Source organism: Streptococcus mitis, from assembly GCF_047463435.1.
Lineage (GTDB): Bacteria > Bacillota > Bacilli > Lactobacillales > Streptococcaceae > Streptococcus > Streptococcus mitis_DS.
Genome location: NZ_JASHDW010000005.1, coordinates 66,234 through 91,220 on the forward strand (window position 1 = coordinate 66,234; position 24,987 = coordinate 91,220).

The 24,987-nt window shown below is 41.7% G+C and carries 29 protein-coding genes; 23 read left to right on the forward strand and 6 right to left on the reverse strand.

Going from position 1 to position 24,987, the window contains the following annotated elements; all coding sequences use genetic code 11:
• Positions 1-3 precede the first annotated feature (3 nt).
• The 15 genes from QM843_RS04195 to yidD all read left to right on the forward strand — a co-directional run bounded on the left by QM843_RS04195 (position 4) and on the right by yidD (position 11,686).
• Entirely contained in the window at positions 4-1,071 is a 1,068-nt protein-coding gene (locus QM843_RS04195; RefSeq protein WP_000159550.1) for an ABC transporter ATP-binding protein, read from the forward strand.
• A 10-nt stretch (positions 1,072-1,081) separates the two neighbouring features.
• Complete coding sequence (locus QM843_RS04200; RefSeq protein WP_001291284.1) at positions 1,082-2,008, forward strand: ATP-binding cassette domain-containing protein; 927 nt, start codon at positions 1,082-1,084, stop codon at positions 2,006-2,008.
• 474 nt (positions 2,009-2,482) lie between these two features.
• On the forward strand, positions 2,483-3,460 hold the full coding sequence (locus QM843_RS04205) for an ABC transporter substrate-binding protein (RefSeq protein WP_153199263.1): 978 nt from the start codon (positions 2,483-2,485) through the stop codon (positions 3,458-3,460).
• An 11-nt stretch (positions 3,461-3,471) separates the two neighbouring features.
• Complete coding sequence (locus QM843_RS04210; protein ID WP_153199261.1) at positions 3,472-4,365, forward strand: ABC transporter permease; 894 nt, start codon at positions 3,472-3,474, stop codon at positions 4,363-4,365.
• 12 nt (positions 4,366-4,377) lie between these two features.
• A complete protein-coding gene (locus tag QM843_RS04215; protein ID WP_261446584.1) occupies positions 4,378-5,181 on the forward strand; it encodes an ABC transporter ATP-binding protein in 804 nt (267 codons plus the stop codon).
• Positions 5,182-5,507: 326 nt separating this feature from the next.
• Positions 5,508-5,756 carry a YneF family protein gene (locus QM843_RS04220; protein WP_000364990.1) on the forward strand — a complete coding sequence of 83 codons (249 nt, stop codon included), beginning with the start codon at positions 5,508-5,510 and terminating at the stop codon, positions 5,754-5,756.
• Between the two features lie 214 nt (positions 5,757-5,970).
• The gene (gene racE, locus QM843_RS04225; protein ID WP_000370377.1) at positions 5,971-6,765 is read left to right on the forward strand and encodes a glutamate racemase; all 795 of its coding nucleotides are present in this window, start codon (positions 5,971-5,973) and stop codon (positions 6,763-6,765) included.
• Positions 6,762-7,733, forward strand: a complete 972-nt coding sequence (locus tag QM843_RS04230) for a nucleoside-triphosphate diphosphatase (RefSeq protein WP_265472982.1) — start codon at positions 6,762-6,764, stop codon at positions 7,731-7,733. The genes racE and QM843_RS04230 overlap by 4 nt, the downstream gene beginning before the upstream one ends.
• Positions 7,709-8,230, forward strand: a complete 522-nt coding sequence (locus tag QM843_RS04235) for a metallophosphoesterase (protein ID WP_261446586.1) — start codon at positions 7,709-7,711, stop codon at positions 8,228-8,230. The genes QM843_RS04230 and QM843_RS04235 overlap by 25 nt, the downstream gene beginning before the upstream one ends.
• The gene (gene cbpB, locus QM843_RS04240; protein WP_020903098.1) at positions 8,227-8,688 is read left to right on the forward strand and encodes a cyclic-di-AMP-binding protein CbpB; all 462 of its coding nucleotides are present in this window, start codon (positions 8,227-8,229) and stop codon (positions 8,686-8,688) included. Before QM843_RS04235 ends, cbpB begins: the two co-directional genes overlap by 4 nt.
• Positions 8,685-9,419, forward strand: coding sequence for a site-specific tyrosine recombinase XerD (xerD, locus tag QM843_RS04245; protein WP_414304556.1), 735 nt, complete (start codon positions 8,685-8,687; stop codon positions 9,417-9,419). Before cbpB ends, xerD begins: the two co-directional genes overlap by 4 nt.
• A complete protein-coding gene (locus QM843_RS04250; RefSeq protein ID WP_265472980.1) occupies positions 9,419-10,147 on the forward strand; it encodes a segregation/condensation protein A in 729 nt (242 codons plus the stop codon). Before xerD ends, QM843_RS04250 begins: the two co-directional genes overlap by 1 nt.
• Positions 10,148-10,165: 18 nt before the next feature.
• Positions 10,166-10,735 (forward strand): SMC-Scp complex subunit ScpB, encoded by a 570-nt coding sequence (scpB, locus tag QM843_RS04255; protein ID WP_414304557.1) that lies wholly within the window; start codon positions 10,166-10,168, stop codon positions 10,733-10,735.
• The gene (locus QM843_RS04260; protein ID WP_001222228.1) at positions 10,722-11,444 is read left to right on the forward strand and encodes a pseudouridine synthase; all 723 of its coding nucleotides are present in this window, start codon (positions 10,722-10,724) and stop codon (positions 11,442-11,444) included. The genes scpB and QM843_RS04260 overlap by 14 nt, the downstream gene beginning before the upstream one ends.
• Positions 11,444-11,686, forward strand: a complete 243-nt coding sequence (gene yidD / locus QM843_RS04265; RefSeq protein ID WP_414304558.1) for a membrane protein insertion efficiency factor YidD — start codon at positions 11,444-11,446, stop codon at positions 11,684-11,686. The genes QM843_RS04260 and yidD overlap by 1 nt, the downstream gene beginning before the upstream one ends.
• 110 nt (positions 11,687-11,796) lie before the next feature.
• Here the strand turns inward: yidD and QM843_RS04270 are convergent, their stop codons facing one another.
• The 5 genes from QM843_RS04270 to galE form a co-directional block, all read right to left on the reverse strand.
• Entirely contained in the window at positions 11,797-12,762 is a 966-nt protein-coding gene (locus QM843_RS04270) for a siderophore ABC transporter substrate-binding protein (RefSeq protein WP_414304559.1), read from the reverse strand.
• A gap of 95 nt (positions 12,763-12,857) precedes the next feature.
• Entirely contained in the window at positions 12,858-13,610 is a 753-nt protein-coding gene (locus QM843_RS04275) for an iron ABC transporter ATP-binding protein (protein WP_024057386.1), read from the reverse strand.
• Positions 13,607-14,563, reverse strand: a complete 957-nt coding sequence (locus tag QM843_RS04280) for an iron chelate uptake ABC transporter family permease subunit (protein ID WP_024057387.1) — start codon at positions 14,561-14,563, stop codon at positions 13,607-13,609. The genes QM843_RS04275 and QM843_RS04280 overlap by 4 nt, the downstream gene beginning before the upstream one ends.
• Positions 14,553-15,512 (reverse strand): ABC transporter permease, encoded by a 960-nt coding sequence (locus QM843_RS04285; protein WP_020903104.1) that lies wholly within the window; start codon positions 15,510-15,512, stop codon positions 14,553-14,555. Before QM843_RS04285 ends, QM843_RS04280 begins: the two co-directional genes overlap by 11 nt.
• A 143-nt stretch (positions 15,513-15,655) precedes the next feature.
• Complete coding sequence (gene galE / locus QM843_RS04290) at positions 15,656-16,654, reverse strand: UDP-glucose 4-epimerase GalE (RefSeq protein ID WP_414304560.1); 999 nt, start codon at positions 16,652-16,654, stop codon at positions 15,656-15,658.
• Positions 16,655-16,948: 294 nt separating this feature from the next.
• Between galE and pepA the strand changes: the two genes are divergently transcribed.
• Together pepA and QM843_RS04300 are read left to right on the forward strand one after the other, a co-directional pair.
• Complete coding sequence (pepA, locus tag QM843_RS04295; RefSeq protein WP_386685857.1) at positions 16,949-18,013, forward strand: glutamyl aminopeptidase; 1,065 nt, start codon at positions 16,949-16,951, stop codon at positions 18,011-18,013.
• A gap of 19 nt (positions 18,014-18,032) precedes the next feature.
• Positions 18,033-18,329: a bacteriocin immunity family protein gene (locus QM843_RS04300; RefSeq protein WP_414304561.1), complete on the forward strand. Its 297-nt coding sequence runs from the start codon at positions 18,033-18,035 to the stop codon at positions 18,327-18,329.
• Positions 18,330-18,425: 96 nt separating this feature from the next.
• Here the strand turns inward: QM843_RS04300 and QM843_RS04305 are convergent, their stop codons facing one another.
• Complete coding sequence (locus QM843_RS04305; RefSeq protein WP_020903108.1) at positions 18,426-20,057, reverse strand: Na/Pi cotransporter family protein; 1,632 nt, start codon at positions 20,055-20,057, stop codon at positions 18,426-18,428.
• A 239-nt stretch (positions 20,058-20,296) separates the two neighbouring features.
• Here QM843_RS04305 and QM843_RS04310 point away from each other — a divergent pair, with 239 nt between their 5' ends.
• The 6 genes from QM843_RS04310 (at position 20,297) to QM843_RS04335 (ending at position 24,986) form a co-directional block, all read left to right on the forward strand.
• A complete protein-coding gene (locus QM843_RS04310) occupies positions 20,297-21,493 on the forward strand; it encodes a phosphoglycerate kinase (protein WP_001096743.1) in 1,197 nt (398 codons plus the stop codon).
• A gap of 134 nt (positions 21,494-21,627) precedes the next feature.
• Positions 21,628-22,155, forward strand: coding sequence for an FUSC family protein (locus QM843_RS04315; RefSeq protein ID WP_004255937.1), 528 nt, complete (start codon positions 21,628-21,630; stop codon positions 22,153-22,155).
• Positions 22,156-22,231: 76 nt separating this feature from the next.
• A complete protein-coding gene (glnR, locus tag QM843_RS04320; protein ID WP_000659548.1) occupies positions 22,232-22,588 on the forward strand; it encodes a transcriptional repressor GlnR in 357 nt (118 codons plus the stop codon).
• 36 nt (positions 22,589-22,624) lie between these two features.
• Positions 22,625-23,971, forward strand: coding sequence for a type I glutamate--ammonia ligase (glnA, locus tag QM843_RS04325; protein ID WP_004255939.1), 1,347 nt, complete (start codon positions 22,625-22,627; stop codon positions 23,969-23,971).
• 119 nt (positions 23,972-24,090) lie between these two features.
• Positions 24,091-24,411 carry a PadR family transcriptional regulator gene (locus QM843_RS04330; protein WP_414304562.1) on the forward strand — a complete coding sequence of 107 codons (321 nt, stop codon included), beginning with the start codon at positions 24,091-24,093 and terminating at the stop codon, positions 24,409-24,411.
• The gene (locus QM843_RS04335; protein WP_070526516.1) at positions 24,411-24,986 is read left to right on the forward strand and encodes a DUF2812 domain-containing protein; all 576 of its coding nucleotides are present in this window, start codon (positions 24,411-24,413) and stop codon (positions 24,984-24,986) included. Before QM843_RS04330 ends, QM843_RS04335 begins: the two co-directional genes overlap by 1 nt.
• The last annotated feature ends 1 nt before the right edge of the window (position 24,987 follow it).

A 24,987-nucleotide genomic window follows, 5' to 3' on the forward strand; every position in this document is an offset into this window, starting at 1 on the left:
GAAATGACAAAAGAAAAAAATGTAATTTTGACTGCTCGCGATATTGTCGTGGAATTTGACGTTCGTGACAAAGTATTGACAGCCATTCGCGGCGTTTCCCTTGAACTAGTTGAAGGAGAAGTATTAGCCTTGGTAGGTGAGTCAGGATCAGGAAAATCTGTTTTGACAAAGACTTTCACAGGTATGCTTGAAGAAAATGGTCGCATTGCCCAAGGTAGCATTGACTACCGTGGTCAAGATTTGACAGCTTTATCTTCTCACAAGGATTGGGAACAAATTCGTGGCGCTAAGATTGCGACTATCTTCCAAGATCCAATGACTAGTTTGGACCCAATTAAAACAATTGGTAGTCAGATTACAGAAGTTATTGTAAAACACCAAGGAAAAACAGCTAAAGAAGCGAAAGAATTGGCCATTGACTACATGAATAAGGTTGGGATTCCAGATGCAGATAGACGTTTTGATGAATACCCATTCCAATATTCTGGAGGAATGCGTCAACGTATCGTTATTGCGATTGCTCTTGCCTGCCGACCTGATGTCTTGATTTGTGATGAGCCAACGACTGCCTTGGATGTGACCATCCAAGCTCAGATTATTGATTTGTTGAAATCTTTACAAAACGAGTACCATTTCACAACAATCTTTATCACCCACGACCTTGGTGTGGTGGCAAGTATTGCAGATAAGGTAGCGGTTATGTATGCAGGAGAAATCGTTGAGTATGGAACTGTTGAGGAAGTCTTCTATGACCCTCGCCATCCATATACATGGAGTCTCTTGTCTAGCTTGCCTCAGCTTGCTGATGATAAAGGGGATCTTTACTCAATCCCAGGAACACCTCCGTCACTTTATACTGACCTGAAAGGGGATGCCTTTGCCTTGCGTTCTGACTATGCAATGCAAATTGACTTCGAACAAAAAGCTCCTCAATTCTCAGTATCAGAGACACATTGGGCTAAAACTTGGCTACTTCATGAGGATGCTCCAAAAGTAGAAAAACCAGCTGTGATTGCAAATCTCCATGATAAGATTCGTGAAAAAATGGGATTTGCCCATCTGGCTGACTAGGAGGAAGGAAATGTCTGAAAAATTAGTAGAAATCAAAGATTTAGAAATTTCCTTCGGTGAAGGAAGTAAGAAGTTTGTCGCAGTTAAAAATGCTAACTTCTTTATCAACAAGGGAGAAACTTTCTCGCTTGTAGGTGAGTCAGGTAGTGGGAAAACAACTATTGGTCGTGCCATCATCGGTCTTAATGATACAAGTAATGGGGATATCATTTTTGATGGTCAAAAGATTAATGGTAAGAAATCGCGTGAACAAGCTGCAGAATTGATTCGTCGTATCCAGATGATTTTTCAAGATCCTGCCGCAAGTTTGAATGAACGTGCGACTGTTGATTATATTATTTCTGAAGGTCTTTACAATCATCATCTGTTCAAGGATGAAGAAGAACGTAAAGAGAAAGTTAAAAATATTATCCGTGAAGTGGGGCTTCTTGCTGAGCACTTGACTCGTTACCCTCATGAATTCTCAGGTGGTCAACGTCAACGTATCGGTATTGCCCGTGCCTTGGTCATGCAACCAGACTTTGTTATTGCGGATGAGCCCATTTCAGCCTTGGACGTTTCTGTGCGTGCTCAAGTCTTGAACTTGCTCAAAAAATTCCAAAAAGAACTTGGTTTGACCTATCTCTTCATCGCCCATGACTTGTCTGTCGTTCGCTTTATTTCAGATCGTATCGCAGTTATTTACAAGGGTGTTATTGTAGAGGTTGCAGAAACAGAAGAATTGTTTAACAATCCAATTCATCCATATACTCAAGCCTTGCTTTCAGCGGTACCAATCCCAGATCCAATCTTGGAACGTAAGAAGGTCTTGAAGGTTTACGACCCAAGTCAACACGACTATGAGACTGATAAGCCATCTATGGTAGAAATCCGTCCAGGTCACTATGTTTGGGCTAACCAAGCCGAATTAGCGCGTTACCAACAAGGGTTAAACTAATAATGGTTTTATAATTTCCATATCAATTTTTATGGGAATTATAAACCTTTTTTTGTTGGACTGATTTGAAAAAATCTTTGAAATTATCCTAAAAGAATTGAAAGAATTATGAAAGAATTTTCGAAAAATTTTAAAAAATTCTGAAATATTCTTGACAGGTGATGAAAAAGGTGGTAAGATAGGAAACATCAAAAAAGAAAGCAGAAAAAGAAATGAATAAGAGACAAGCTGTAACGATGAATCAAAACTTTTACTTTAGCTACTTTAGATAGTGTTTGTAGACATGTCACCATGGATGCAAACAGTTCAAGCAATTTGTTTGTATCTATGTGGCTAAGATTTTTGATTGTGGTCCATATAGATGAATATCTAAATGGACTAGCAAAGTTATAACTTGTTAGATTATTTCAAGCATCCGTTTAGATAGTATCTAGGCGGTTTTTTGTTTTATCTTTTCTGAGAAGGAGTTTCATTATGAAAGTTGTTCGAAAATTACTAGCACCCCTCTTGGTAGTGGGGATTCTCTTGACCTCTTTGATCAGTTTGCATCAGTTGAAGGCAGATAAGAAAAAAGATGTTTTTCGTATCGGTATTTCGCAGTTTATTACTCATCAATCTTTGGACGCTACTAGAGAAGGTTTTGTGGATGAGCTGGCCAAGCAAGGCTATGTTGAAGGGAAAAATATTGAGATTGATTTGCAAAATGCACAGGGAGAACAAAGAAATCTAAAAACCATTTCCCAGCAACTAGCAGAATCTAGTGATGTCGTTCTAGCCATCGCAACGCCTTCTGCTCAGAGCTTGGCCAATACAACACAAACGACACCTGTTATCTTTTCAGCGGTAACAGATCCTGTCAGTGCCAAGTTGGTAGAGTCAAGAGAGCATCCTGGGGGCAATGTAACTGGGACAAGCGATCAGTCATCAGATGCCATTTCAACCCAAATCAATTTGATAAAGAAAGTGTTGCCCAAGGCTAAAACGATTGGAATTCTTTATACTCAGAGCGAGCCAAACTCAGTTGTCCAAAAGGATGAAGCTAAGCGCCTTCTGGAAGAAAAAGGCTTTACCGTTGTTGAAAAAACAATCTTGGACAGTAACAACGTCAAGGCGGCAGCAGAAAGCTTGATGGCAGAGGTGGATATGGTTTTTGTACCAACGGATAATATCATTTCATCAACCATGGAAACAGTCAAGCAGGTTTCTATTAAACACAAAGTTCCAGTATTCGGTGGTTCAACAGAAATGATTGCTGTTGGTGGCTTGTATAACTACGGAACCAATTATGAAGAATTGGGACGCCAGACAGCAAGAATGCTGATTCGTGTTTTAAAAGGTGAGAATCCAGAAAATATAGCAGTTGAGTTGCCTGAAAAACTGGAATTGCATACCAATCAAGAAATGGCAGATGCATTGGGAATTGATATTAGCAAGTTAGAAAGCAAGGAATAAGGAGGTTTAAGATGAATTTTGTGTTATCTAGTTTATCAGAAGGTTTGTTGTGGTCGATTATGGCGATTGGGGTCTACTTGACTTTCCGTATTTTGGATATTGCGGATATGACTGCTGAGGGAGCCTTTCCTCTGGGGGCAGCTGTCGTTGTATCACAGATACAGGCAGGGACAAATCCTTGGATTGCGACCTTACTTGCTTTGTTAGCAGGTATGATTGCTGGTCTTGTATCAGGAATGCTCCACACCAAGATGAAAATCCCAGCTCTCTTGACAGGGATTGTGACCTTGACAGGGCTTTATTCGATCAATATTAAAATCATGGGAAGTGTGCCCAATCTTTCCTTGGGAGATTCTTCGACTGTCTTTAAACAGTTGGCGAGCTTGGGGCTGTCAAATGAAGAAGCTGTTTTCTCACTCAGTTTAGCTTGTCTCTTACTTGTTTGTTTGGTCTTGACTCTTTTGATGAAAACAGAGATTGGCTTGGTCTTGCGTTCGACTGGGGACAATATTCCGATGAGTGAGGCCAATGGGGTCAATGTAGACACGATGAAGATTGTTGGTTACATGATTTCAAATGGCTTGATTGCCCTATGTGGTTCCTTGTTTGCCCAAAATGATGGATTTTCAGATGTGACTTCTGGGACAGGAACTATCGTTGTTGGTTTGAGTGCAGTCATTATTGCGGAAGTCTTGATTCACGACTTGACCATTGGAGGCCGCTTGTTATCCATCGGAATTGGTGCTATTGTTTACCGTTTGATTATTTTAAATATCTATGAAATTCCAAATCTAGATCAAAACCTAGTTCGTCTCTTTAATGCAATCTTGCTTGCCTTGGTTTTATTTGCGCCAGAATTGCAAAAGAGATTAAAGATTCGTGGTCTGAAATTGAGAAATGAATAGGAGGAGAAAGTTATGGCAAGTTTGTTAACACTTGAAAATATTCACAAAACATTTGAAGCAGGGACGGTCAATGAGAACCATGTCCTCAAAGGATTAGATTTAGAAGTTGAAGAGGGAGATTTTATCTCAGTAATCGGTGGAAATGGAGCAGGTAAATCCACTTTGATGAATATCTTGGCTGGCAATCTATCGGTGGACGAAGGAGAACTTTTATTGGCAGGGAAATCCATTAAAAATCTGAGTGTCAGAAAGAGAGCAAAGGATATCGCCCGTGTTTTTCAGGATCCTAAGATGGGAACCGCTTCGCGTTTGACGATTGAGGAGAATATGGCTATTGCCTTGAGACGTGGGCAAAAGAGAGGACTTGGTTGGGGCGTGAAGGAGAAGGATAGAATCCAGTTCCAAGAAGCCTTGAAAGAGTTGAATATTGGTCTTGAAAATCGCTTGAAAGTGGATACTCAATACCTCTCAGGAGGACAAAGACAGGCCTTGACCCTAGTCATGGCAGCTCTGGTGAAACCTAAACTTTTGCTTTTGGATGAACATACTGCGGCACTTGATCCAAAAACGAGTCAAATGGTGATGGACTTGACTCAAAAGATTGTGGAAGACCATCAGTTGACGACTTTGATGATTACCCATGATATGAACCATGCGATTGAGTACGGAAATCGTCTCATTATGCTCTATCAAGGGAAAATAGTGGTGGATGTCAAGGGAGAGGAGAAAAAGCATCTGACGGTTGAAAATCTCATGCATCTCTTCCAGAAAAATAGTGGCCAAAGCCTAGTCAGTGATGAATTGGTTTTGGGATAAAGAAAAAGGCTGAGATCTGGTGTCTCAGTCTTTTATTAGGTACAAATGGATAGGCAGAAATATGAAATTAATACTCTTCGAAAATCTCTTCAAACCGTGTCAGCTTTATCTGCAACCTCAAAGCGGCGCTTTGAGCAACCTGCGGCTAGCTTCCTAGTTTACTCTTTGATTTTCATTGAGTATAAACTCAGTAAGGAGCCCTCTTTTGCAGAAAAGCAGGGTTCTTTTTGCTGTCTATTCCATTCCTGAAAGCGTAAAACAAACTAGTCAGGGTGGCTAGTTTGTGGTATAATGAAAGAGACTCAAAAAGAAACAGGAGAAATATGATGGATTTACTTTTAGCAATTGTATTGATTGTGCTAGCTTTTCTAGGAGGAGCTCTTGGAGGAATGTACTTGGTTCGTAAGCAAATTGAAAAAGAATTCGCTGACAACCCACGTTTGAATGCTGAAGCAGTTCGTACTCTTTTGAGTGCAAATGGTCAAAAACCAAGCGAAGCTAAGGTACAACAAGTTTACCACCAAATCATCCGCCAACAAAAGGCAGCCCTTGCTAACAATAAAAAGAAAAAATAAATAAGGAAAAGTCTGGGATGAAAGTTCCAGACTTCTCACTATGTTGGCTATGCTTTAGAGATGAGACTTTTTCCTTGCATTCTATTGATATTTGATTATGATTAAGAGAGATAGTTGTTGATTAGGCTATCATTATTCAGTTCATAAGGAGCGGTAATCATAATGAACTATCAATCAGAAAAAAGACTAGAAAGAAGACTAGAAAGAAGACTGTATGGATAATCGACCAATTGGTTTTTTGGATTCGGGTGTCGGGGGCTTGACCGTTGTACGTGAGCTCATGCGCCAACTTCCCCATGAAGAAATCGTCTATATTGGGGATTCGGCACGGGCGCCTTACGGGCCCCGTCCTGCTGAGCAAATTCGTGAATATACTTGGCAGTTGGTCAACTTTCTCTTGACCAAGGATGTCAAAATGATTGTCATTGCTTGTAACACTGCGACTGCTGTCGTCTGGGAAGAAATCAAGGCTCAACTAGACATTCCCGTCCTAGGTGTGATTTTGCCAGGAGCTTCGGCAGCCATCAAGTCCAGTCAAGGTGGGAAAATCGGAGTGATTGGAACGCCTATGACGGTACAATCAGACATCTACCGCCAGAAAATCCATGATCTGGATCCCGACTTACAGGTGGAGAGCTTGGCCTGTCCCAAGTTTGCTCCCTTGGTTGAGTCAGGCGCCCTGTCAACCAGTGTCACCAAGAAAGTGGTCTATGAAACCCTGCGTCCCTTGGTTGGAAAGGTGGATAGCCTGATTTTGGGTTGTACCCATTATCCGCTCCTCAGACCTATTATTCAAAATGTCATGGGACCAAAGGTTCAGCTCATTGATAGTGGGGCAGAGTGCGTACGGGATATCTCAGTCTTACTTAATTATTTTGAAATCAATCGTGGTCGCGATGCTGGACCACTCCATCACCGTTTTTACACAACAGCCAGCAGCCAAAGTTTTGCACAAATTGGTGAAGAATGGCTGGAAAAAGAGATTTATGTGGAGCATGTAGAATTATGACAAATAAAATTTATGAATACAAGGATGACCAGGACTGGTATGTTGGGTCCTATAGTATTTTTGGTGGTGTCCGGACATTGACTGATGAAGACTTGGATTTTCCTCTAGTTGGATTGGCCAAAATCTTTCGAGACGAGGAACGAGGTTTTCCACTTTCAGTTACTGTTTTACGCTATGGTTCTCCCTACCGTTTATTGTCTTTTGTGGTAGATATCCTTAACCAAGAAATGGGACGAAATTTGGAAGTTATTCAACGTCAGGGAGCCCTGCTCTTGGTTGAAAATGGGCAGCTCTTGTATGTAGAATTGCCTAAAGAAGGGGTCAATGTTCATGATTTCTTTGAGACAAGCAAGGTCAGAGAAACCCTGTTAATTGCGACTCGTAATGAAGGTAAGACCAAGGAATTCCGAGCTATCTTTGACAAGCTAGGCTACGATGTGGAAAATCTTAATGACTATCCTGACCTGCCTGAAGTAGCTGAAACAGGCATGACCTTCGAAGAAAATGCCCGTCTCAAGGCAGAAACGATTTCCCAATTAACGGGCAAGATGGTTTTGGCAGACGACTCTGGACTGAAAGTAGATGTTTTAGGTGGTTTGCCTGGTGTCTGGTCGGCTCGTTTCGCAGGTGTCGGAGCAACTGACCGGGAAAACAATGCCAAACTCTTGCATGAATTGGCCATGGTCTTTGAACTCAAGGACCGCTCGGCTCAATTCCATACAACCCTAGTCGTAGCCAGTCCAAACAAGGAAAGCTTGGTTGTTGAAGCAGACTGGCCTGGCTACATTAACTTTGAACCTAAGGGTGAAAACGGCTTTGGCTATGACCCTCTCTTCCTTGTAGGAGAGACAGGCAAATCATCAGCTGAATTAACCCTTGAAGAAAAAAATAGTCAATCTCACCGTGCCTTAGCCGTTAAGAAACTTTTGGAGGTATTTCCATCATGGCAAAGCAAACCATCATTGTAATGAGCGATTCTCATGGCGATAGCTTGATTGTGAAAGAAATCCGTGATCGCTATGTGGGCAAAGTTGATGCCGTTTTTCATAATGGCGATTCTGAACTGCGTCCTGATTCTCCACTTTGGGAGGGCATCCGTGTAGTTAAAGGGAACATGGACTTCTACGCCGGCTACCCAGAACGTTTGGTGACTGAGCTTGGTTCGACCAAGATTATCCAAACTCATGGTCACTTGTTTGACATTAATTTCAACTTTCAAAAGTTGGACTACTGGGCTCAGGAGGAAGATGCCGATATCTGTCTCTATGGTCACTTGCATGTGCCAAGTGCTTGGATGGAAGGTAAAACCCTCTTTCTAAATCCAGGTTCTATCAGTCAACCACGTGGGACCATCAGAGAATGTCTCTATGCTCGTGTGGAGATTGATGACAGTTATTTCAAAGTGGACTTTTTGACACGAGACCATGAGGTGTATCCGGGCTTGTCCAAGGAGTTTAGCCGATGATTGCCAAGGAGTTTGAGACTTTCTTGTTGGGGCAAGAGGAAACTTTTTTGACTCCTGCTAAAAATCTGGCTGTGTTGATTGATACCCACAATGCGGATCACGCTACCCTCTTGCTCAGTCAGATGACCTATACCCGTGTTCCCGTTGTGACAGATGAAAAACAGTTTGTTGGGACGATTGGGCTCAGAGATATTATGGCTTATCAGATGGAGCATGACTTGAGTCAAGAAATCATGGCAGATACGGATATCGTTCATATGACGAGAACGGACGTAGCGGTCGTCTCGCCTGATTTTACCATTACGGAGGTCTTGCACAAGTTGGTAGATGAGTCCTTCTTACCTGTTGTGGATGCGTCAGGGATTTTCCAAGGAATTATCACGCGCAAGTCTATTCTCAAGGCAGTCAATGCCCTCTTGCATGACTTTAGTAAGGAATATGAGATTCGATGCAAATGAGAGACAGGATTTCAGACTTTTTAGAGGGGAAGCAGGGTTTGTCTGCCAATTCCAAGCAGTCCTATAAGTATGATTTGGAGCAATTTTTAGACATTGTAGGTGAGCGGATCTCTGAAACTAGTCTCAAGATTTACCAAGCCCAGCTAGTCAATTTAAAGATCAGCGCTCAGAAGCGAAAGATTTCGGCCTGTAACCAATTTCTCTACTTTCTCTATCAAAAAGGAGAAGTGGACGGCTTTTATCGCTTGGAATTAACCAAACAAGCTGAAAAGAAGACCGAAAAACCAGAACTGTTAGAACTAGACTCTTTTTGGCAGGAAAGCGACTATCCAGAGGGCCGCTTGCTAGCGCTCTTAATCCTAGAAATGGGGCTCTTACCGAGTGAGATTTTAGCTCTAAAGGTTGCGGATATCAACCTGGACTTTCAAGTGTTGCGAATCAAGAAGGCTTCCCAACAGAGAATTGTCACCATTCCTACAACTTTGCTTTCAGAATTGGAACCCTTGATGGGCCAGACCTATCTCTTTGAAAGGGGAGGGAAAGCCTATTCCCGTCAGTGGGCCTTTCGTCAGCTAGAATCCTTTGTCAAGGAGAAAGGGTTTCCATCCTTATCAGCTCAAGCCTTACGGGAACAGTTCATTCTAAGACAGATAGAAAAGAAGGTCGATTTGTACGAAATTGCAAAAAAACTAGGATTAAAAACAGTCCTGACCTTAGAAAAATATAGATAATGGATATTAAATTAAAAGATTTTGAAGGGCCCCTGGACTTGCTCTTGCACCTGGTCTCAAAGTACCAGATGGATATCTACGATGTTCCAATTACAGAAGTCATTGAGCAGTATCTAGCCTATGTCTCAACCCTGCAGGTCATGCGTCTGGAAGTGACGGGCGAGTACATGGTTATGGCCAGTCAGCTCATGCTGATCAAGAGCCGCAAACTCCTTCCCAAGGTAGCAGAAGTGACCGACTTGGAGGATGATCTGGAGCAGGATCTCCTCTCTCAAATTGAAGAATACCGCAAGTTCAAGCTCTTGGGGGAGCACTTGGAAGCCAAGCACCAAGAGCGGGCCCAGCACTATTCCAAAGCGCCGACAGAGTTGATTTACGAAGATGCGGAGCTTGTTCATGACAAGACGACCATTGACCTCTTTTTGGCTTTTTCAAATATCCTAGCCAAGAAAAAAGAAGAGTTTGCACAAAATCACACGACTATCTTGCGGGATGAGTATAAGATTGAGGACATGATGGTTATCGTGAAAGAGTCCTTGACTGGACGAGATCAATTGCGCTTGCAGGATTTGTTTAAGGAAGCCCAGAATCTCCAAGAGGTCATTACCCTCTTTTTGGCAACCCTAGAGTTAATCAAAACCCAGGAGCTGATTCTTGTGCAAGAGGAAAGTTTCGGAGATATTTATCTCATGGAAAAGAAGGAAGAAAGTCAAGTGGCCCAAAGCTAGACTTGATAGAGAGGAAAGATGAGTACTTTAGCAAAAATAGAAGCGCTCTTGTTTGTAGCGGGTGAAGATGGGATTAGAGTCCGCCAGTTAGCTGAACTCCTCTCTCTGCCACCGACAGGCATCCAGCAGAGTTTAGAAAAATTAGCTCAGAAGTATGAAAAGGACCCAGATTCCAGTTTGGCTCTGATTGAGACTGGTGGCGCTTATAGATTGGTGACCAAGCCTCAATTTGCTGAGATTTTGAAGGAATACTCTAAGGCACCTATCAACCAGAGTTTATCTCGGGCTGCCCTTGAGACCTTGTCCATCATTGCTTATAAGCAGCCCATCACACGAATAGAGATTGATGCCATCCGTGGGGTCAACTCGAGTGGGGCCTTGGCAAAATTGCAGGCTTTTAACCTGATAAAGGAAGACGGAAAAAAAGAAGTGTTGGGTCGCCCCAACCTCTATGTGACTACAGATTATTTCCTAGATTACATGGGAATTAACCATTTGGAAGAATTACCAGTGATTGATGAGCTTGAGATTCAAGCCCAAGAAAGCCAATTATTTGGTGAAAGGATAGAAGAAGATGAGAATCAATAAGTATATTGCCCACGCAGGTGTGGCCAGTAGGAGAAAAGCAGAAGAGCTGATTAAGCAAGGTTTGGTGACGGTTAACGGCCAGGTGGTACGTGAACTAGCAACGACCATCAAGTCAGGTGACAAGGTCGAAGTAGAAGGCCAACCCATCTACAACGAAGAGAAGGTCTACTATCTGCTTAACAAACCACGTGGTGTGATTTCCAGTGTGACAGATGACAAGGGCCGCAAGACGGTTGTCGACCTCTTGCCCAATGTCAAAGAGCGCATCTACCCTGTAGGTCGTTTGGACTGGGATACATCAGGGGTCTTGATTTTGACCAATGACGGGGATTTTACAGATGAGATGATTCACCCTCGTAATGAGATTGACAAGGTTTATGTCGCGCGTGTTAAAGGTGTGGCCAATAAGGATAATCTCCGCCCCTTGACCCGTGGACTTGAGATTGATGGTAAGAAAACCAAGCCGGCTGTTTATGAAATTCTCAAAGTGGATCCAGTCAAAAACCGCTCTGTGGTGCAGTTGACTATCCATGAAGGGCGTAACCACCAGGTTAAAAAGATGTTTGAAGCTGTTGGTCTCCAAGTAGATAAGTTGTCTCGGACTCGTTTCGGACACCTAGACTTGACAGGACTCCGTCCAGGAGAATCCCGTCGTCTTAATAAAAAAGAAATCAGCCAACTACATACCATGGCTGTAACCAAGAAATAATGAAACGAATTTTAATAGCGCCTGTGCGCTTTTACCAACGTTTTATCTCGCCAGCCTTTCCCCCCTCTTGTCGCTTTGAGCCTACTTGTTCCAATTACATGATTCAGGCTATTGAAAAACATGGCTTTAAGGGTGTCTTGATGGGCTTGTCTCGGATTTTACGTTGCCATCCCTGGTCGAAAACAGGTAAGGACCCCGTCCCGGACCACTTTTCCCTTAAACGGAATCAAGAAGAAAAATGAGGCTAGGTAAAAATATTTTAGTGAAATGATAAAAACGCATCCTATCAGGTTTGAGTGAGCTTGATAGGATGCGTTTTATCATGTAAAGATGTGATTGAGTTTAAAGTAGCTTATTTCAAGGCTTTTTGTGCGTCTTCAATCATGAGTTTTGTTGATTCAAGCCCGCCACCACTTAGATACCAGAGGTCTGGTGTTAGTCGGATGATCTTTCCATTTTTAGCAGCAGGAGTTTCAGCAATAAGGGCATTTTCTAGGACACCATCGTTGCTAGAGTTGTCACCACCGATGGCAAGGGTACGGTTGATGACAAAGAGGATGTCAGGATTGATTTCTTTGACACTTTCAAAGCTGACTTCTTGTCCGTGGCGTGAGTCTTCAAATTGAGTATCGGTTGGTTTGAATTTCAAGGTTTGGTACAAGAAAGAGAAACGAGATTGGGCGCCAAAGGCAGCCATTTTTCCTTCGTTGAGGAGGATAGCAAGGGCTTTTTTGTCAGAACTTTCGTTTTTAGTAGCGACTTCTTGGATGCTCTTGTCTAGCTTGGCCAATTCTTCCTTGGCTTTCTGTGCGCCAGTTTCACCAAAGGCGCTTGCTAAGGATTCGATATTTGCCTTGGTAGAAGTCCAGTAGTCGTCCTTGCTTGCTTGGAAGAGAACAGTCGGAGCGATTTCTTTGAACTTGTCTACGAATTTTTGGGTACGTGGTGAAGCGATAATCAAATCTGGTTCAAGAGCAGCAATGGCTTCTAGGTCTGGCTCAACCATAGAACCAACATTTTTAACTTTTCCAGCTAGGTCTTTAAGATAAGTCGGAACAGTTTTTGTAGGCATTCCGACGACATTCTTTTCAAAACCTAAAGCGTGAATAGTGTCCGCAGCACCGAGATCAAAGGTCACAATCTTTTCAGGAACTTTGGGAAGTTTGACCTCATCTAGTGAACTTTTAATGATCACCTCTGTTGGAGCAGAGCTACTTGTCTCCGTCTGATTAGTGCTTGAGTTGGTACTACATGCACCAAGTAGGAGCAAGAAGCTGGCTACTAGGGCAGTGAGGTAAAGTTTGAGGGATGTTTTCATGATTTCTCCTTTTTAAAATGTGATAACGATTTAGGGAGTCTCTAGGTTTTATTGACTAAGAGATTGAAGGTTCTCTAACTTGAACTTATATGTTATTAGCTATAGATACAGATCTTTTTGCCATTGATATCAGCCAGCGTGATGGGAATCTCATAAAGTTGACTGAGCAGGTCAGCCTGCATGATTTGATCTGTTCTTCCCTTGCTAAAGACTTGACCGTCCTTGAAGGCGACAATTTCATCTGCATACTGACTGGCCATGTTGATATCGTGGAGGACGATGATAATGGTCTTTCCTAGTTCCTCCACCAGTCGCTTGAGAATCTGCATCATGCTGACGCTTTGCTTGATATCGAGATTGTTGAGCGGTTCATCTAGCAAGATAAAGTCTGTATCCTGGGCCAGTACCATAGCGATAAAGACCCGCTGGAGCTGGCCTCCAGACAGGCTATCGATGTAGCGGTCTTTTAGGTTGGTCAGTTCCAGATAGTCCAGAGTTTCTCGGATTTTTTCCCAATCTTCTGGTCTCAGTCGTCCTCTACTGTAGGGAAATCGTCCAAAACTGACCAGTTCTTCCACCGTCAATTTGGCTTGGTAATTGATTTTCTGCTTTAGGATAGTGAGTTCTTGAGCTAGTTCTTGTGAATTCCAACTCTCGATTTCACGGCCTTTGATACTGAGAATCCCCTGATCTTTCTTGGTCAGTCTGCTCATGATGGAGAGGAGAGTCGATTTTCCAGCACCATTTGGGCCAATAAAGGCTGTCAGTTTCTGAGGACTGACTTCAAGCGAAATGCCTTGCAAAATATCCTGTTTTTGAATGGATTTGTCAATGTTTTCCAGTTTCACCGACGCGCCCTCCTATAAAGTAAGATAAAGAATAAGAAGCCACCCACACTCTCGATGATCATGCTGATGCGAATTTCCAGAGCAAAAACTCGTTCGATGAGGGCTTGTCCCAAGGTCAAACTAATAAATCCAATCAGAATAGTTACGATAAAGAGCAACTTGTGCCGATAATCTTTGACAATCAGGTAAGTTATATTAGCCAGCATAAAGCCGAAGAAGGCCATAGGCCCTACCAAGGCAGTGGCCGTTGAAGTTAAAAGTACGATGCCCCAGAGGAGCTCTTTCTGTTCTTTTTCAACATCGAGTCCCAATATCTGAGCTGTTTCTCTTTGTAGGTGCAAGACATCCAGAATGACTGCTTTTCGAAAGAAAAAGATTGTCAAAGCAATGATGATCAGAGAGCCGATGGCTAGGATGGAAGTGTTGAGATGTTGAAAGGAGGCAAAGAGACCGTTTTGCAGTTTATCGTATTCGTTTGGATCCATCAGGACCTGAAGGAAGGTACTGATATTTCGAAAGAGACTTCCGAGGGCAAGACAAATCAGCAGGATAAAGACCAGATCTTGTTTCATCAGCGTCTTCAGGTAGCCTTCTAAGGCGAGAAAGAAGAGGGATTGGACAAGAAGTAAGATTAGGAATTCTAAGATGGGAGACTTCCCGAGTTGAAGAAACTTGCTTTCAAAAACCAGTAGCAGAGTTTGTAGTAGGACGTAGAAGGATTCGATTCCCAAAATACTAGGAGTCAGGAAACGATTTTCCGTCAGGGTTTGAAAACTAATGGTCGAAATCCCAGTCGCGATAGCTACCAAGAGATAAACGACAATTTTTTGGGAACGCAATTTCCAAGCAAAGGCTGACAAGTGAGTGATGGGCCAAAAGTAGAGAAGACAAGCTCCGATGGCGAGAATAATGAGAAGGCAGAAGAGTTTGGTATGTTTGCTTTTAAACTGCATCTTTTCGTCCCCCTCTCCATAGAAGTAGGATAAAGACGAGGCTACCAATGATTCCTAGTAGAAGACTGACAGACAACTCATAGGGTCGAATCAGAACTCGGGATAGGATATCGCAAGCCAGAACTAGATTGGCTCCAACCAGTGCGACGATAAGTTTGGTCTGACTTAGATTATCTCCATAACGCTTGCGAACAAGATTGGGAACAATAACTCCGAGAAAAGGTAAGCCACCCACGGTAATCATGGTGACACTAGTCGTTAGAGCAACCAGAAAGAGAGCCAGTTTTTCAAGTAGGGAGTAAGAAATCCCCAAACTCTCACTGGCTTCCTTGCCCAGATTCATGATGGTAAAAGTTTGGGATAATTTCCAAACGGCTATCAGGATGATGAGGCCTAAAAAGAGCCATTCATACTGATGATTCTGAATCATGGAGAAGGAGCCCTGGGTCCAAGCTGTCATACTCTGAACCAGATTGAAACGGTAGGCGATAACTTCTGTCACAGAACCGATAATCCCGCTATAGATGATCCCAATCAGAGGCAACATCCACCTTTCCTTTATAGAAAAAATAGTCATGAAGGCTAGGAAGAAGAGGGTGAATGTGATGGATGAAACAAAAGCGAAGAGCATCTTTTGGGTCAGACTAGCCGACGGAAAGACAAAGAGGCTCAGCACCATTCCCAGTTTGGCAGCTTCAGTCGTTCCAACTGTGCTTGGAGCAGCAAACTGATTTTGAGTGATAGTCTGCATGAGAAGTCCTGCCATACTCATACTAGAGGCCGTCAGGAGAATACTGATGGTTCTTGGAAGACGGGACTCTTGAAAGAGAAGCCAAGTTTCATGATCCAGAGCAAAGAGTTTTCCCCATGAAAAATCACTGGTCCCAATGCTAATAGAGAGAAAGACTAGGAGTAGAAGTAAGCCAATTAAATAATGAGAAAGTTTCATACCCCATCCTTTCATGTAGATTTGGTACTGAAAGATACCTGCGGATATTACTGTAACATGATTTATTTAATCTGTCAATAAATTTTCTGACAATTTAATGAATAAAACAAGGAGAGAGCGCCAAGGCTTTCTCCTTTGTTATCCTATTCCAAAATGTTTTTGCCTTCTTTAACACGCCAACGATAATCTGATAAAATAATATCTTCGAGGGAGTAGCTAGCCTTCCAATCAAGATATTTTTTAGCTTTTGATGCGTCTGCTAGGACGCTGGCTGGGTCCCCAGCACGGCGAGCAACAATTTCGTGGGGTATTTTTTTATTCAGTAGTTCTTCAGCAGTTTTAAAGATTTCTTTGACGGTATAGCCTTTTTCAGTTCCCAAGTTAAAGATTTGAGAAGAACTGTTTTCTTGAAATAGGTAGTTCATTCCTTTAACATGAGCCTGTGCAAGGTCCAAGACATGAATGTAATCTCGAATACATGAACCATCACGTGTATCATAGTCATCTCCAAATATTTTCAGGCTATCATTTTGTCCCAATGCGGTCTTGTTGATGTTGGGAATGATATGAGTTGGATTTTTCACTCGCAGACCGTTTGAAGCATCCATTTCAGCTCCAGCAACATTAAAGTAACGGAAAATGACATATTTCCAGTCGTAGCGATTAGCCATCCAGTAAATCATTCGTTCGCCCATCAGTTTTGTCTCTGCATAAGGATTGACAGGATCGAGCAGGGTATCTTCAGTTGCTGGCTTGTCAATACAGTTATTACCATAGAGGGAAGCAGTCGAAGAGAACATGATTTTTTGAATGCCAACTTCAGATAAGACTTTGAGAACTTGGTTCATACCAGCAACATTGGCAGTGAAGTATTTACTTGGATTTTCAATACTTTCGCTCACAACAATCTCACCCGCACAATGCAGAACAGCGTCAATCTTGTTTTCTTCCAAGTAAGCTTTTAGGGCACTAGCATCATAAACATCCAGTTGTTTAAAGCTAACACGACTATCTACAGCCGAACGATTTCCTGTAGAGAGATTATCTAGAACATGTACCTGATAGCCAGCATTTAAAAGAGCTTTAACGGTATGGGAGCCAATGTAGCCAGCTCCACCTGTAACAAGAATTGTTTTGGTCATGATTTTTTCCTTTTCCTAGTTTTGTACTATTTTAAAGAAATAAGAAGGCAAAGTCAACTATTTTCTGCAAATTTTATGAAAAATCTGAACGATTTTGGCATCGGATTGTTTTTTTGTTTGGGAATAAAATTTCGAGTGAATCTTGGAATTTTTTTAGATTTTACTTCAAATGCAAGAGAATACAATTCATTTCTAAGATAGAGCAAAACTAAGATACTAACTTAGAAATCCACCTTCCCGCTATCCTTCTCCTATAAAAAGTGGTAAAATGGATGGAAGAAAGAAGGAACTGAAATGACAACATTATTTTCAAAAATCAAAGAAGTAACAGAACTTGCTGCGATCTCAGGTCATGAAGCACCTGTCCGCGCTTATCTTCGTGAAAAGTTGACACCGCACGTGGATGAAGTGGTGACAGATGGCTTGGGTGGTATTTTCGGGATTAAACATTCAGAAGCTGCGGATGCACCGCGCGTCTTGGTCGCTTCTCACATGGATGAAGTTGGTTTTATGGTCAGCGAAATCAAGCCAGATGGTACTTTTCGTGTCGTAGAAATCGGTGGTTGGAATCCTATGGTGGTTAGTAGCCAGCGCTTTAAACTCTTTACTCGTGACGGTCGTGAAATTCCTGTGATTTCAGGCTCTGTCCCTCCACATTTGACTCGTGGTAAGGGTGGACCAACCATACCTGCTATTGCAGATATCGTCTTTGATGGCGGTTTTGCGGATAAGGCGGAAGCAGAAAGCTTTGGCATCCGTCCTGGAGATACCATCGTACCAGATAGCTCTGCAATCTTGACAGCCAATGAAAAAAATATCATCTCAAAAGCTTGGGACAACCGCTATGGTGTACTCATGGTTAGTGAATTGGCAGAAGCTCTTTCAGGTCAAAAACTCGGAAATGAACTCTATCTAGGTTCTAACGTCCAAGAAGAGGTTGGTCTCCGTGGTGCTCATACCTCTACAACTAAATTTGATCCAGAAGTTTTCCTAGCAGTTGACTGTTCACCTGCTGGTGATGTTTATGGCGGTCAAGGCAAGATTGGAGATGGAACCTTGATTCGTTTCTATGACCCAGGTCACTTGCTTCTCCCAGGTATGAAGGATTTCCTTTTGACAACGGCTGAAGAAGCTGGAATCAAGTACCAATACTACTGTGGTAAAGGCGGAACAGACGCTGGCGCAGCTCATCTGAAAAATGGTGGTGTCCCATCTACAACAATCGGTGTCTGCGCTCGCTATATCCACTCTCACCAAACACTTTATGCTATGGATGACTTCCTAGAAGCACAAGCTTTCTTACAAGCCTTGGTGAAAAAATTGGATCGTTCAACAGTTGACTTGATTAAAAATTATTAAACTTAAGGAGGTGGTAGGGATGGTAGAACCAAACCTAGAAAGCCTTATAAAAGATCTTTACAATCATGCTCGACATGATTTGAGTGAAGATTTAGTTGCTGCTCTCCTAGAGACTGCTAAAAAACTGTCTACTACAAATGAGCAATTGCTGGCAGTTCGTCTCTCAGGCCTGGTCAATCGTGAATTGCTCCTTAATCCCAAACATCCGGCACCTGAGTTGCTCAACTTGGCTCGCTTTATTAAAAGAGAAGAATCCAAGTACAGAGGAACTGCGGCTTCTGCGCTTATGTACGGGGAGCTCTTTAAAATGCTTTGATTCCATTGTGAATCAAAGCATTTTTCTATATGGTAGAAGAGTAATTCTTGATTAGGAGAAGAAAAAGCCATCCCATTTAGGATAGCTTCTTGGATCTTAGATTTGTTCAGCGATGACCTTTTCAGCTAGATTCATAGCGTGGTCAGATACACGAGTATAGTGGGAAATGATGTCGATAAAGTTGACCCCAGCTTGTGTTGAACACTCACCCTTGTTGAGGCGTTTGATGTGGGTCTTTCTGAGAACACGTTCCATATTGTTGATTTCTTTATGGCGTTCAATCAGACTTTGAGCTTTTTCAATATCATTGTTTTCCACGCTATCAAGAGCATCCTTGATGAAGCTAGTGGTTTTTTGATAGATATCAGCTAGTTCTTGTAAAGCAGCTTCAGAGAACTCAACATTTTTACGTTGAAGATAGTCGGTCAGATTGATTAGGGCTTCTGCGTGGTCCCCAATCCGTTCCAAATCACGGGATGAATCCAGGATGTTGGTGAGCACTTCACTTTCTTTCTGGCTAAGTGCCTCGCTTGAAAGAGTAATAAGGTAACGAGTCAATTTTTCATCAATGGTATTGATAGCTTCCTCTGTCTTGTGCCCTTTTTCAGCAACCTTTTCATTAAGGTCAATGATGTAGTTGTATGAAAGGTCAAAGGCTTTAGAAGCATAATTTCCTAAGTGAAGGAGTTCTTTTTTGGCATTTCCGAGAGCGATTGATGGAGCTTGTTTAATCAAATGCTCATCAAGATAAAGTGGCTCGTACTTGACAACTTCATCTTCACCAGGGATGAGCTTGGTTACAAAGTAGGCCAAGGCTCCGATGAATGGAAATTGGATAATAGTATTTGTGATATTAAAGGTTCCGTGGGCGAAGGCAATGGTCATTTCTGGAGCCAGATTGAGTGTAGATTCAAACCATTGAATCAAGCCAGTGAAAGGTACAAGGAAGACAATACAGATAACCGTACCAATCACGTTAAAGGCAACATGGGCACCAGCAACACGTTTGGCAGCGATATTGGCTCCAAGAGAAGCAATAATAGCTGTAATGGTCGTTCCGATATTATCACCAAACAAGACTGGTAGGGCACCTTGTAGATCAATCAAACCACTTGCGTAAAGATTCTGTAGGATACCGATAGTTGCGGAAGAAGCTTGAATGAGTAGGGTTAGTCCAGTTCCGACAAAGACACCGAGAATAGGACTCTTACTTAGTTCAACCATGTAGTCTCTAAAGACTTGCAGGTCTTTTAGAGGCTCCATTGCACCGCTCATAAGATTGAGAGCGAAGAAGATACCACCTACACCAAAAATGATACGTCCGATGTTATTGATAGAGCGATTCTTGGTGAAGAAGAGACAAATCGCTCCGATGAAAAGCATTGGTAAGGCGTAATCTCCTAGCTTAAAACCGATGATAAAGGATGTAACGGTAGTTCCAATATTGGCACCCATGACAATACCGATAGCTTGACGCAAGGTCAAAAGTCCTGCGCTGACTAGCCCCACTGTAATGACTGTGACCCCAGAACTTGACTGAATTAGCGCCGTCATACCGATACCAACTAGCACACCGAAGAACGGATTGCTAGTGTACTTGTCAATGTAAAAACGAAGGCGATCTCCAGCAGCTTGTTGCAAACCGTCTCCCATGGTCTTGATACTATATAAGAATAGTCCCAGACCACCTAAAAAGTGAAATAAAATTTCCTGCCAATTAATGGACATTTCTTTTTCCTCCGAAAAATAATAACGGAATTTCTCCTATTCTATTTTAAAGGATAAAAGTAAATCTAACAAGTGTTAAGCTAAGATTTTAGAAAGAAAATTCGTGAGAAAAAGTAAAAATAATACACTCTAACATGGCATGAAGATTAAATATCGAAAAATCTTGTGAAATCTTTCCTTATATTTCCAAAGTGTGATATAATAGTTTCGAATAAAATAAATAAAGGGGTTTTTGTAACATGGCAAAACTTACTGTTAAAGACGTTGACTTGAAAGGTAAAAAAGTCCTCGTTCGTGTTGACTTCAACGTACCATTGAAAGATGGCGTAATCACTAACGACAACCGTATCACAGCAGCTCTTCCAACTATTAAGTACATCATCGAACAAGGTGGACGTGCAATTCTTTTCTCTCACCTTGGACGTGTGAAAGAAGAAGCTGATAAAGCTGGTAAATCACTTGCTCCTGTAGCAGCAGACTTGGCAGCTAAATTGGGCCAAGACGTTGTTTTCCCAGGTGTCACTCGTGGTGCTGAATTGGAAGCAGCTATCAACGCTCTTGAAGATGGACAAGTTCTCTTGGTTGAAAACACTCGTTACGAAGATGTTGATGGCAAGAAAGAATCTAAAAACGATCCTGAACTTGGTAAATATTGGGCATCACTTGGAGATGGTATCTTCGTAAACGATGCATTCGGTACAGCTCACCGTGCACACGCATCTAACGTTGGTATCTCAGCAAACGTTGAAAAAGCAGTTGCTGGTTTCCTTCTTGAAAACGAAATCGCCTACATCCAAGAAGCAGTTGAAACTCCAGAACGTCCATTCGTGGCTATCCTTGGTGGTTCAAAAGTTTCAGACAAGATTGGTGTTATCGAAAACTTGCTTGAAAAAGCTGACAAAGTCCTTATCGGTGGTGGTATGACTTACACATTCTACAAAGCACAAGGTATCGAAATCGGTAACTCACTTGTAGAAGAAGACAAATTGGATGTTGCGAAAGCTCTTCTTGAAAAAGCAAATGGTAAATTGATCTTGCCAGTTGACTCAAAAGAAGCAAACGCATTTGCTGGTTACACAGAAGTGCGTGACACTGAAGGTGAAGCAGTTTCTGAAGGCTTCCTTGGTCTTGACATCGGTCCAAAATCTATCGCTAAATTTGATGAAGCTTTGACTGGTGCGAAAACAGTTGTATGGAACGGACCTATGGGTGTATTTGAAAACCCAGACTTCCAAGCTGGTACAATTGGTGTGATGGACGCTATCGTGAAACAACCAGGAGTTAAATCAATCATTGGTGGTGGTGACTCAGCTGCTGCAGCGATCAATCTTGGACGTGCAGATAAATTCTCATGGATCTCTACTGGTGGTGGAGCATCAATGGAACTTCTCGAAGGTAAAGTTCTTCCAGGACTTGCAGCCTTGACAGAAAAATAAGATTTTATAAACAATCAAAGAAGAGAGGAATGAAAGTTCCTCTTTTCTTTTGCTTAAAATAAAAACGCTTCCTCTCAACTATTACTCATAAAAATCACCGATTTATGATAAAATGGAAATAGAAAGTTGAGATTATGAGTTATTTTAAAAAATATAAATTCGATAAATCCCAGTTCAAACTTGGTATGCGAACCTTTAAAACAGGTATTGCTGTTTTTCTAGTTCTCTTGATTTTTGGCTTTTTTGGTTGGAAAGGTCTTCAAATTGGTGCTTTGACAGCCGTTTTTAGCCTGAGGGAGAGTTTTGATAAGAGTGTCCATTTTGGGACTTCGCGTATTCTAGGAAATAGTATCGGTGGCCTCTATGCCCTAGTCTTCTTCTTATTAAATACCTTTTTCCACGAAGCCTTTTGGGTAACCTTAGTAGTTGTTCCAATATGCACCATGTTAACCATTATGACAAATGTAGCCATGAATAACAAAGCAGGGGTTATTGGTGGTGTAGCAGCCATGTTAATCATTACCCTATCGATTCCGAGTGGCGAAACAATTTTGTACGTATTTGCGCGTGTATCAGAAACTTTCATGGGAGTTTTTGTCGCAATTCTCGTAAATTACGATATTGATCGTATTCGGCTCATTTTAGAGAAAAAAGAAAAATAATGTTACATTTTATAACATTATCAATTGACGTTTGTCTTTTTTTAGACTATAATAGACAGAAAGAAGGAAATTGTAAATGAAGGAAAAAGAATTTCGCCGAAATATGGCTGTTTTTCCTATCGGCAGTGTTATGAAATTGACCGATCTATCGGCGCGTCAGATTCGTTATTATGAAGATCAGGAGTTGATTAAGCCTGATCGAAACGAAGGGAACCGTCGCATGTATTCCTTGAATGACATGGATCGTCTGCTTGAAATCAAAGATTATATCTCTGAAGGTTATAATATCGCTGCCATTAAGAAAAAATATGCTGAACGTGAAGCGAAATCCAAGAAAGCGGTGAGTCAGACTGAGGTGCGTCGTGCACTTCACAATGAACTCCTCCAACAGGGTCGCTTTGCTTCAGTACGGTCACCTTTTGGTCGCGGTTAGGCAACCGCAAGTAGTCATACATTAAGGAGAAAACTCATGCCAATCACAGCTGCAGATATTCGTCGTGAAGTCAAGGAAAAAAATGTTACCTTTATTCGTCTCATGTTCTCAGATATTTTGGGAACCATGAAAAACGTCGAAATTCCTGCCACAGATGAACAGTTAGATAAAGTCTTGTCAAACAAGGCTATGTTTGATGGATCTTCTATTGAAGGTTTTGTACGTATCAATGAGTCGGATATGTACTTGTACCCTGACTTGGATACATGGACAGTCTTCCCTTGGGGAGATGAAAATGGAAGTGTTGCAGGTTTGATCTGTGATGTCTATACAACAGAAGGTGAACCATTTGCAGGTGACCCTCGTGGCAATTTGAAACGTGCTCTTCGTCACATGGAAGAAGTGGGATTCAAGTCCTTCAACCTTGGACCAGAACCAGAATTCTTCCTATTTAAACTTGATGAAAATGGAGACCCAACACTTGAAGTAAATGACAAGGGTGGCTACTTTGATTTGGCGCCTACTGACCTTGCGGACAATACACGTCGTGAGATTGTCAATGTCTTGACCAAAATGGGATTTGAAGTAGAAGCAAGTCACCATGAGGTTGCGGTTGGACAACATGAGATTGACTTCAAGTACGATGAAGTTCTTCGAGCTTGTGATAAGATTCAAATCTTTAAACTTGTTGTTAAAACCATTGCTCGAAAACACGGACTTTACGCAACCTTTATGGCCAAACCAAAATTTGGTATTGCCGGATCAGGTATGCACTGTAATATGTCCTTGTTTGATGAAGAAGGAAACAATGCTTTCTTTGATCCAAATGATCCAAAAGGAATGCAGTTGTCAGAAACGGCCTACCATTTCCTTGGTGGTTTGATCAAACATGCTTACAACTATACTGCCATCATGAACCCAACAGTTAACTCATACAAACGTTTGGTTCCTGGTTATGAAGCACCTGTTTACATTGCTTGGGCTGGTCGTAACCGTTCGCCACTTGTGCGCGTGCCTGCTTCACGTGGTATGGGAACTCGTCTTGAGTTGCGTTCAGTGGATCCGATGGCAAACCCATACATCGCTATGGCAGTTCTATTGGAAGTTGGTTTGCATGGTATTGAAAATAAAATCGAAGCACCAGCTCCTATCGAAGAAAATATCTACATCATGACAGCAGAAGAGCGCAAGGAAGCTGGTATTACAGACCTTCCGTCAACTCTTCACAACGCTTTGAAAGCTCTGACTGAAGATGAGGTTGTCAGAGCAGCTCTTGGAGAACATATCTATACTAGTTTCCTTGAAGCCAAACGAATCGAATGGGCGAGCTATGCGACCTTTGTTTCACAATGGGAAATTGATAATTATTTAGACCTTTACTAATACTAATATAGAAGAAAGATTGCCTGAGGGTGGTCTTTTTTCTTGTGTTTTATATCGAGGTGTGATATATTTTATATAACGAAATGCGATATATCGAACTGAATAGGAGATGGTTATAAATGGAATTAACGGATAAGATTCGTCGAGTTTATCTTCCGATGACGGAAACGGGCTTTTATATCTTGTTCTGTCTGCAAAAGGAAGGTCATGGTTATAGTATTACGCAAAAGGTCAAGGAGATGACAGATTCGCAAGTCTTGATTAGTCCTGGAACTATGTATGGAACCTTGTCAAAAATGGAAAAGGATGGTTTGATTTCCTTTGTCCGAGAAGAGGAAAAACGGAAAATTTATCAGATAACAGATTTGGGACAAAAAGTCTTAGATATTGAATTGAATCGTATTGAACGGCTATATAGAAACAGTCGGGAGGAAGTATGATGGAAAAGAAAATTGTTTATCGAATTTTTACAATTGCGGATTATGAGAGGGAGGCTCTATACTTTAGAGAAATGCATGCTAAGGGCTGGAAACTTAGGAAAGTAAGCTATTCTATCTTATTGTTTGCAGTTAAGTATACCTTTGAAAAGTGTAACCCTGAGCAAGTGTCTTATCAGTTGGACTTTTACCCAATGGAAAAATCAGAGAGAGCTTCCTATTTACAACTGTTTAAAGACTGTGGCTGGGAGCATATTACAGACTTTAATAGTTTTTCCTATTTTAGAAAAGTACATTCTGAAATTGAATCGGATGCAGAGTTTGAAATTTATAATGACGCGGCCGGGAAGTTAGCTATGGTTAATCGCATTTTAAGACTGCGATTAGTACCTGTTTTACTTTTGCTAGCCATACATATACCATTCTTACTTAAGTTGCTCAATAAAAGTAATGCGTATGGTCTATGGAGTTTATTTGCGGTCGGGCTAGATATTTTCTTGTCTTTAATCCTTTTGTTAATAGTTGCCTATATTAGCTGGAAGTTATGGCATAAAAAGAAGGAATTATCAGATTTATGAT

Excerpts from the sequence above, each read along its gene's own strand:
- QM843_RS04195 (WP_000159550.1), top strand. The coding sequence starts at position 4 with ATGACAAAAGAAAAAAATGTAATTTTGACTGCTCGCGATATTGTCGTG.
- QM843_RS04200 (WP_001291284.1), top strand. The coding sequence starts at position 1,082 with ATGTCTGAAAAATTAGTAGAAATCAAAGATTTAGAAATTTCCTTCGGT.
- QM843_RS04205 (WP_153199263.1), top strand. The coding sequence starts at position 2,483 with ATGAAAGTTGTTCGAAAATTACTAGCACCCCTCTTGGTAGTGGGGATT.
- QM843_RS04210 (WP_153199261.1), top strand. The coding sequence starts at position 3,472 with ATGAATTTTGTGTTATCTAGTTTATCAGAAGGTTTGTTGTGGTCGATT.
- QM843_RS04215 (WP_261446584.1), top strand. The coding sequence starts at position 4,378 with ATGGCAAGTTTGTTAACACTTGAAAATATTCACAAAACATTTGAAGCA.
- QM843_RS04220 (WP_000364990.1), top strand. The coding sequence starts at position 5,508 with ATGGATTTACTTTTAGCAATTGTATTGATTGTGCTAGCTTTTCTAGGA.
- racE (WP_000370377.1), top strand. The coding sequence starts at position 5,971 with ATGGATAATCGACCAATTGGTTTTTTGGATTCGGGTGTCGGGGGCTTG.
- QM843_RS04230 (WP_265472982.1), top strand. The coding sequence starts at position 6,762 with ATGACAAATAAAATTTATGAATACAAGGATGACCAGGACTGGTATGTT.
- QM843_RS04235 (WP_261446586.1), top strand. The coding sequence starts at position 7,709 with ATGGCAAAGCAAACCATCATTGTAATGAGCGATTCTCATGGCGATAGC.
- cbpB (WP_020903098.1), top strand. The coding sequence starts at position 8,227 with ATGATTGCCAAGGAGTTTGAGACTTTCTTGTTGGGGCAAGAGGAAACT.
- xerD (WP_414304556.1), top strand. The coding sequence starts at position 8,685 with ATGAGAGACAGGATTTCAGACTTTTTAGAGGGGAAGCAGGGTTTGTCT.
- QM843_RS04250 (WP_265472980.1), top strand. The coding sequence starts at position 9,419 with ATGGATATTAAATTAAAAGATTTTGAAGGGCCCCTGGACTTGCTCTTG.
- scpB (WP_414304557.1), top strand. The coding sequence starts at position 10,166 with ATGAGTACTTTAGCAAAAATAGAAGCGCTCTTGTTTGTAGCGGGTGAA.
- QM843_RS04260 (WP_001222228.1), top strand. The coding sequence starts at position 10,722 with ATGAGAATCAATAAGTATATTGCCCACGCAGGTGTGGCCAGTAGGAGA.
- yidD (WP_414304558.1), top strand. The coding sequence starts at position 11,444 with ATGAAACGAATTTTAATAGCGCCTGTGCGCTTTTACCAACGTTTTATC.
- QM843_RS04270 (WP_414304559.1), bottom strand. The coding sequence starts at position 12,762 with ATGAAAACATCCCTCAAACTTTACCTCACTGCCCTAGTAGCCAGCTTC.
- QM843_RS04280 (WP_024057387.1), bottom strand. The coding sequence starts at position 14,563 with ATGCAGTTTAAAAGCAAACATACCAAACTCTTCTGCCTTCTCATTATT.
- QM843_RS04285 (WP_020903104.1), bottom strand. The coding sequence starts at position 15,512 with ATGAAACTTTCTCATTATTTAATTGGCTTACTTCTACTCCTAGTCTTT.
- galE (WP_414304560.1), bottom strand. The coding sequence starts at position 16,654 with ATGACCAAAACAATTCTTGTTACAGGTGGAGCTGGCTACATTGGCTCC.
- pepA (WP_386685857.1), top strand. The coding sequence starts at position 16,949 with ATGACAACATTATTTTCAAAAATCAAAGAAGTAACAGAACTTGCTGCG.
- QM843_RS04300 (WP_414304561.1), top strand. The coding sequence starts at position 18,033 with ATGGTAGAACCAAACCTAGAAAGCCTTATAAAAGATCTTTACAATCAT.
- QM843_RS04305 (WP_020903108.1), bottom strand. The coding sequence starts at position 20,057 with ATGTCCATTAATTGGCAGGAAATTTTATTTCACTTTTTAGGTGGTCTG.
- QM843_RS04310 (WP_001096743.1), top strand. The coding sequence starts at position 20,297 with ATGGCAAAACTTACTGTTAAAGACGTTGACTTGAAAGGTAAAAAAGTC.
- QM843_RS04315 (WP_004255937.1), top strand. The coding sequence starts at position 21,628 with ATGAGTTATTTTAAAAAATATAAATTCGATAAATCCCAGTTCAAACTT.
- glnR (WP_000659548.1), top strand. The coding sequence starts at position 22,232 with ATGAAGGAAAAAGAATTTCGCCGAAATATGGCTGTTTTTCCTATCGGC.
- glnA (WP_004255939.1), top strand. The coding sequence starts at position 22,625 with ATGCCAATCACAGCTGCAGATATTCGTCGTGAAGTCAAGGAAAAAAAT.
- QM843_RS04330 (WP_414304562.1), top strand. The coding sequence starts at position 24,091 with ATGGAATTAACGGATAAGATTCGTCGAGTTTATCTTCCGATGACGGAA.
- QM843_RS04335 (WP_070526516.1), top strand. The coding sequence starts at position 24,411 with ATGGAAAAGAAAATTGTTTATCGAATTTTTACAATTGCGGATTATGAG.